Here is a 715-nt window from a genome sequence, read left to right on the forward strand (position 1 = left end):
CGAGACGCTGTCACGGGGTGTTCCATGTGGATTCGGGTTCGGTGTGGCGTTCGTGGTCGAGGGCTTCGTCGACGGCTTGGTAGTCGAGGTGGGGGGATCGCCATTTGGCGTAGGGGTCCCACCAGCCGGGTCCGCGGATTTCGGGGAGGCCGTTTCGCATGCGGATCTTCCAGATGCCCTCATCGAGGGTGTGATGGTGGTGCCAACATAACGGAACCCCGTTAGACGTGTGGGTGGGCCCTCCGCGGGCGTGTTCTTGCACGTGGTGGATCTCGCACCAGTCGGCGGGGACGTCGCAGCCGGGGATGAGGCATTCGCGGTCTCTGAGCACGATCGCCCGCCGTTGGGTCGCGGTGAACAACCGCGCGCTGGTACTGATCGCGACGATCGCACCCTTGTCGTCGAACAGCACCCGCTGGATCCCGCCCGCACACCCGGCGTGATCGGCCGCCCCGAGGGGGACGTCGTAGCCGGTGCCTTCGACTCTGGCCCGCCCGGTGCGGTTCGTGTAGTCCTCTGCGGTGACGGAGACGACCAGCGTCGGTGCCGCACCACCCAAGGTGGGCATGCCTCCGGAGGCGGCAGCGACCATCAGGGCGGTCGCGAACGCGTCGTGACGTTTCTGCGCGTGCGTGCGCATGTCCGCCAACTCCACCGGCGGCGATTTCGCCTTGTGCTCGGGGAGCCCGTCCACACGATCCGAGACGTCTTCGCC

1 protein-coding gene is annotated in these 715 nt (G+C 67.4%); it reads right to left on the reverse strand.

The genetic code is table 11. From position 1 onward, the window contains the following. Nucleotides 1–10: 10 nt before the first annotated feature. A partial coding sequence (locus J1M43_RS16475) for an HNH endonuclease signature motif containing protein (protein WP_206477540.1) occupies nt 11–715 on the reverse strand: 705 nt, incomplete at its 5' end.

Origin of the sequence: Microbacterium sp. KRD172 (assembly GCF_017168295.1) — a bacterium.
Lineage (GTDB): Bacteria > Actinomycetota > Actinomycetes > Actinomycetales > Microbacteriaceae > Microbacterium > Microbacterium profundi.